Raw genomic sequence first — 6,115 nt, forward strand, 5'->3', positions numbered from 1 at the left:
CCTTTTTTAATGTTGGTTTTGTCGGGGGGGTTTAGTACAATAAATGCTGACTTTCTCAATTTCTAGTTAAACCCGCCCCTACCTTTTTTAATGTTGGTTTTGTCGGGGGGGTTTAGTACAATAAATGCTGACTTTCTCAATTTCTAGTTAAACCCGCCCCTACGTTATCCTTTACAATAGACATGATAATTTCTTCACTATTATCAATTATCAATTGTTGTAATAGCAGCATCTAGTCGATCCAATAACTTCTCAATCTTTTCCTTTGCCTCCTCACTTGTCCGAGGTTGCCTATTTAACCACGACATTGCCCTCCTTCGCCCTTTTTGACTTGCCACAATTAAAGTACCCCAAGCCACAGCATTAAACTCCTCTCGATCTACCCTTAAAGCAGCATCAACCCTTTTGCGGAGACGGCCAGAATCATTTTGTAGCAACTTAGCAATATCATAAGTGCTGCTCAAATTATTTTCAAACACATTAAGACTTTCTTGCCAANAAGCCACAGCATTAAACTCCTCTCGATCTACCCTTAAAGCAGCATCAACCCTTTTGCGGAGACGGCCAGAATCATTTTGTAGCAACTTAGCAATATCATAAGTGCTGCTCAAATTATTTTCAAACACATTAAGACTTTCTTGCCAACGACCATCTATTAAACCAGCTAAAACCTTTTGACTTGGACTTGCCCAAGAAGCGATCGCCTGAGCCTCTGTAATATTGGCATGAAACTTAATTAAATCAAATTGAGCTTGTGCTTTTTCCGACCATTCAGACTCATCTATAAAATTTTCTCGCAAAGGTTCAATTAAACCAAAAGCAGGAGACCATAAACCATTACGAGCTAACCTCAGAGCATCCTTATAATATCCATCCCCAATAGGAGTTTCCTCAAGGGAAATTTTCTCTAATTCTATAGGATTAAGTATAAACTTTCGTGGCTGAATCCAATAAATATCAAAATCAGGATCTAATCCCACAGTTTGTTCAACCACCAACTCCGGGTCTCCTCCTCCAGTCATTTCTTGCCAGATCGGAGCTTGACCAGCAGCACTTTTCCATTCCAACATGGAACTCAAATAATTTTTACCAGGATTATAATTAACAATTTGCCCATAAGGAATAGCTTTGTTATCTTGTAACCTCTGACCACTGACACTAAACCAAACTCCCCCTGTGGGAACTTTGCCTTGAAACTGACGTACCGTAGTTATAGGTAAAGGTTTATTTGAACCTTGAGGAGCAGAAGCAGACTCAATAGTAGATGCAATGACAAAAGATTCGGCAGGACCCTGAAGTGATAAAGTATTAACTAATCGAAAATATGGTTTACTACCTTCTCTTTGATTAACAGATAAAACTGATTGATAGACCCGCAACTCTACTACTTCCCGACAGGGAGTTTCACAGGGTAAAGAAGCTCTAGATTCAATTTGCCTCATTACAGGCACTAATATATCAGAACCAGAATCTGTTGTTGTATTAGGAAGAGGAAAAGTTTTCCCAGCGCTAAACCCTTCCTCCTTAATACTAGACTTAACTTGCTCCAGGGTTTTTAGAGATTCATTCCCAGATATGTAGAATTGAGTCCATTGTGGTAATATTTGATTAAATGAGACTATAGCGTTTGGATCGGAAATTAACTTCACACTCAGCCATGCTCCCACTGCCATTAAACTAGAGCCACCAAATAACAGACTAATACCTATCCATTCAATCATCCATTTCCGCCAAGGTAAGGATAGCAATTTCAAAGAAAGTTTTTGAGACGGATCTGGTCGTCTCCGGCGTCTTCTAGATTTTGAACTAGAAGTAATTTTACTAATTTGTGGAGTTTTTCTAGTCCTAGGATAATAAGGTTTCTCAACTGTTTTAACAGCTTTAGGAGATTTCCTTTGACTGTAACTAACTTTAGAATTGTAAATCTTTTTTTTCATTATCCTAGTAATACCCGTTCATAGCGCTGACCTTGAACTTCCCAAGTATACTCCGTTTCTATAAGCGATCGCCCGTTTTCTGACAACTTATGTCTCAACTCCCCATCCTCAAATAACCGACCAATGGCCTCTACATATTCTTCTACTTGATTTGCTCTTAATGCTCTGAGTGGTGTACCTGCACCATCAACCGCTAATCCTTCCAACCCCCTATCGCTGGCCACAACAGGCGTACCTGCTGCCATTGCCTCCAAAGTTTTATTTTTAATGCCAAAACCAGTACGCATAGGAATTACACAAACCGTAGCTTGATGTAAATATTCTGCCATTGAAGGTACGCGACCCGTAACTTTTACCCCAGGGCGAGTCGAAAGTTCCTGTACTTCCGGTACTGGTCTTGCCCCCACCAATGCTAAAGTTGTATCAGGATAACGTTCTTGTACTTTAGGAAATATCTCCAGAGTCAAAAACCGAANTGCCAAAACCAGTACGCATAGGAATTACACAAACCGTAGCTTGATGTAAATATTCTGCCATTGAAGGTACGCGACCCGTAACTTTTACCCCAGGGCGAGTCGAAAGTTCCTGTACTTCCGGTACTGGTCTTGCCCCCACCAATGCTAAAGTTGTATCAGGATAACGTTCTTGTACTTTAGGAAATATCTCCAGAGTCAAAAACCGAACCGCATCAATATTAGGAAAATTATCCATAGCTCCCACAAAAATTAATTGCTTTCCTCCAGGGTCAGCACTACGATAAGGAAACTGACTAAAATCTACCCCATTGGGAATCACAGAAATCTGACTATTGGGGTTAAACTCTTGCAGTTGTTTCCCATCTTCCTCAGTTGTAGCAACTATACAGGAAAATTTTGAACAATACCGTTTTTCATAACGCAAGAGTAGAGGAAGATTAAGTCTATCTCGCAAAGGTTTCTCCGCTGTGCCAGTTTCCAACTGTTGCCGACAAGTACCATAAACTGAACTATGGACATTAACCAGAGTTTTGACTTTCTCTTGCCATTGAGGGCGGATATAAATTTCATTAACGCAATGTTCGCAAGTAATGGCCTCACATTTACCTGCTGCCACAAACTCATCTACCCATTTTTGTATTTCTGGGGAATAGATAGAGAGAACGCTCGGTGGAGTACCTTCTATTATAAAATTACTAAAACGTCTTAGTTTTGCTAAAGTTCCTCCATCAGATTCTTGAGGGCGGTCAAATATGGCCAATTCTTCCACATAAGACCGCAATGAATCTATTTCCGAATCATTGACATCTGGAGAGCGTTGTGTTACTAAGGTAACAGAGTGTTTCTGACTCAAAAATTTGAGTAGATTAAATGTTCTAACTTGAGTACCACCCCGACTGGGAGGATAAGGAAAAGTAGAGGAAAGCATTAAGATTTTCATAAAGTTGGTAAGTTATTCTATATTTTTCTCTATTACAGCTAACTTATTATATTTGATGACAATATCATAGTCTGAATTTTCTTTAGACTGCGATATTTTAATTTTAGGAATAGATTTTATGGCATCAAAATCATTGATAGTCAAAGCATTAAAAAAACCAAATCTAGCCTTTAAAAAAGGTAAGCGTTATTTAGCACATAATATTGAGGATTTTATCAGAATACTTACCCAGAAAGACAAGCTTTCAGAAATAGTTAATCAAAAGGAAATCAGAGTAACAGGTATGAAGCGGACTGGAAACCATGCAATTATGAACTGGGTNTTTATGGCATCAAAATCATTGATAGTCAAAGCATTAAAAAAACCAAATCTAGCCTTTAAAAAAGGTAAGCGTTATTTAGCACATAATATTGAGGATTTTATCAGAATACTTACCCAGAAAGACAAGCTTTCAGAAATAGTTAATCAAAAGGAAATCAGAGTAACAGGTATGAAGCGGACTGGAAACCATGCAATTATGAACTGGGTTAAAAGTCAGCATACTGGTGAAGTAGGATTTCTTAATAATGTTGCAGCAAATGAAAACCCCTACCGCTATAAATATGAAAATCTTCAAGATAATTTTCCAGAGCATAAGTGGGCAATAGAGCATAATCGTCAACAAGCTAAAGGATATTTTATTAAAAGAGATTGTTTAATCTACAGCTATGAAGATTTTCCATTAGACCAAATCGCAAGTGATAAATTTGAGGGTAACCACGATATATACTTAGGAAAAAGTGCTATTAGATATGATTTACTTATTCTTAGAGACCCTTTTAATCTTCTGGCAAGTAGATTAAAAACTTCTTCTAAAGTGTCATATTTTTTATCAGTAAATTCTCAGAATAAAACAATGATTGATTTATGGCTTGATTATGCAAAAGAGTATTTAGGAGAAACAAATTATCTCAAACATAACAAAATTTGTATAAACTATAATCAATGGTTTGCTGACATTGACTATCGGCGACAAATTGCAGATAAATTACAAATGGAATTTTCTGATTTAGGTATTGATAAGGTGACTGGTTTTGGTGGAGGTAGTTCATTTGAAGGAAAACAATTTGATGGCAAAGGAACATCAATGGATGTCTTAAACAGATGGCAAAAAGTATCTGATAATCCTCAATATAAACAATTTTTTGATCGGGAAGTATTGGAATATTCAGAAAAAATATTTGGTCATATTCCTGGCACAGAATCTTTAATTAACTAATAACCTCGTAGCTTTTGAAAAATTAGTTATTCTTGAAAATTAAATTAATTATCTATTAAAATTCTAGGATAAATTTAGTAATTTATTATGGCAAAAGTTAGCGTTTGTATTCCTACCTATAACCGAGCAAATTTGCTGCCTTATGCAGTAAATAGTGTTTTAAATCAGACTTACAATGATTTTGAATTAATCATAACAGATGATGGTTCAAAAGATAATACTGCTGAAGTAGTTAGTAAATGGAATGACCCCAGAATTCGGTATATTCAACATCCTCAAAATATCGGACGCAGTAAAAATATGCGTTCTGGTTTTGATGCTGCTACAGGAGATTATTTCATCAAATTTGATGATGATGATGCCCTCACTCCTGAATTTTTAGAGAAAACTGTTGCAGTATTAGATCAGATGCAAAATGTAGATTTTGTCTGTACAAGTCATTGGGTTATTAATGAAAAAAGCGAACGAGAAGAAGTTGCGACTAAAGAAAATGCAGCTAAGTGGGGAAAAGACAAATTAAAGGAAGGAATTATTCCTAACCTGGTTCAAGAAACATTTCAATACCAAAGTTTACAGGTAGGTTCAACTTTGTTTCGTCGCTCCTGTTTACAAGAAGTTGATTATATGCGTCCAGAAGCAGATGGATGTGAAGATTTTGATTTGCTAGTCAGATTAGCTGTAGCAGGAAAGGTGGGATATTTTATTCCAGAATATCTCATGGAATATCGTTTTCATAATCGTCAAACTAGCCTAAAACAAGATATTCATTTTTTGTCAGCTAAGATTTTTTGTATGAATACCTATCAGTTTGAAGAACGAGAATTAGAAAAATTACGTTTAGTTAAATTAGCAAATACGAAACAAATATTAGGGATTAGATTAATTGAGAAAGGTGATAGTAATAAAGGTAGAGAATTATTACAAGAGTCAAGCCAAATATTAGGAACTTCATTAAAAACTAGATTTGGCTTAATACTATCTTATCTACCCCTAAATTTACGACAGTTAGCATTGCAAAGCTTTAGGAAAATTCGTCCTCAAGACTATGCCGATAAAGTTAGGAACCCAGCTACTTGAGTTTAAAATAAGTAAGTATAACTTTTGAGCGATCGCCACTTTATAAGTTGATAAATATAAATTGGCCTCAAAAGTAATGATGCAGGCCAATAAAAGTAAGATTTAAAAGCTGATTTGAAACTTAGCTGTTTGGGCAGCATTCCAAAGGAAAAGTCTTATATTAGCTAGATTATAGTAATTTCGGGCTTACTGGAGTATAACTTCACAAACCTAAGTATAAAAAAGAATTCAGCTTTTTCATATCTACTTTATAAATCAACTTATCAATAGTTTTTTCTTAATTTAAAAGCTATAAAAACCAATCCATCGCTTAGAGCTAATGATGAATAGAGAATAGGGCAATCAGAGTAGATATACAATAGTTTTCCTATTTGCTTTATAATTATTTATACATTCTCTCTAGGGACTTTGTTAACGTATCTAATAC

2 protein-coding genes and 1 pseudogene are annotated in these 6,115 nt (G+C 35.9%); 1 reads left to right on the plus strand and 2 read right to left on the minus strand.

What is annotated here, in order from left to right; genetic code table 11:
• Window positions 1–1,936: 1,936 nt before the first annotated feature.
• Together AFK68_RS14815 and AFK68_RS14820 are read right to left on the minus strand one after the other, a co-directional pair.
• Window positions 1,937–2,344 carry a glycosyltransferase family 4 protein gene (locus AFK68_RS14815; RefSeq protein ID WP_371357396.1) on the minus strand — a complete coding sequence of 136 codons (408 nt, stop codon included), beginning with the start codon at window positions 2,342–2,344 and terminating at the stop codon, window positions 1,937–1,939.
• Window positions 2,345–2,413: 69 nt separating this feature from the next.
• A pseudogene (locus AFK68_RS14820) lies at window positions 2,414–3,353 on the minus strand (glycosyltransferase family 4 protein); the annotation flags it as partial.
• Between the two features lie 1,345 nt (window positions 3,354–4,698).
• Between AFK68_RS14820 and AFK68_RS14830 the strand changes: the two are divergent.
• Entirely contained in the window at window positions 4,699–5,688 is a 990-nt protein-coding gene (locus AFK68_RS14830) for a glycosyltransferase family 2 protein (RefSeq protein WP_094673469.1), read from the plus strand.
• Window positions 5,689–6,115 lie beyond the last annotated feature (427 nt).

This window comes from Hydrocoleum sp. CS-953, from assembly GCF_002260545.1.
GTDB lineage: Bacteria > Cyanobacteriota > Cyanobacteriia > Cyanobacteriales > Microcoleaceae > Trichodesmium.

Excerpts from the sequence above, each read along its gene's own strand:
- AFK68_RS14830 (WP_094673469.1), top strand. The coding sequence starts at position 4,699 with ATGGCAAAAGTTAGCGTTTGTATTCCTACCTATAACCGAGCAAATTTG.